Below are 589 nucleotides of genomic sequence, written 5' to 3'. Positions count from 1 at the left end.
ATTATATTACGTTTTGGTAGAATCCTCTTATCTTTGAATAGGACTTAAATCTTAATAATAGATTTGAGTCCTATTTTTTATATCATCATTCTCTAATTACCATATACATATAATGTATTTAAAATTAATTTTAAAGGAGAAATGTGTTATATGACAAAATTGGAGGAACTAGAAAAAGATTTTAATCAAATGAATCTAGATTTAAAAGCTATACAACACGATGTGAAAAATTTAGAAGCAAGAATACTAGTAGCTGAAAAGGATGTTTTAACTATTAATAAACAATTAGATAAAATCAGTGCAAATACTACATGGATTTTACGATTGATCATAAGCGGATTGTTAACAGGAGTACTTGGTGTATTAGCTAAAAACCTGTTATAGGAAAAAAGAGTGTTGGTCAATCAAAACGGACCTAGCGAAGCAAAGGGAGTATTTGACTTGACCAACTGTACTACACCCGAACCCTCTTGGCACTGAACAAACTACTGTTTGTTCCTGCCAACCGGCGAGGGAGCCCCTCAAGGATTGAGGGGTTGGGGAGTTCGATTGATGGGGTCTGGGGAAAAATTCCCCAGTGGGTTTGGGC

Annotated in this window: 1 protein-coding gene; it reads left to right on the top strand. The window is 34.6% G+C overall.

What is annotated here, in order from left to right; translation table 11 throughout:
- Positions 1–150: 150 nt before the first annotated feature.
- On the top strand, positions 151–384 hold the full coding sequence (locus tag AC1DJR_RS32775; protein ID WP_144511805.1) for a hemolysin XhlA family protein: 234 nt from the start codon (positions 151–153) through the stop codon (positions 382–384).
- Positions 385–589 lie beyond the last annotated feature (205 nt).

The organism is Bacillus sp. 05T31 (assembly GCF_056396725.1).
The sequence above is the reverse complement of the archived record's forward strand: the minus strand, read 5'-3'. Positions and strand labels throughout refer to the sequence as shown.

Bases quoted from the DNA above. Each gene is read 5' to 3' on its own strand.
- AC1DJR_RS32775 (WP_144511805.1), top strand. From the start codon at position 151: ATGACAAAATTGGAGGAACTAGAAAAAGATTTTAATCAAATGAATCTA.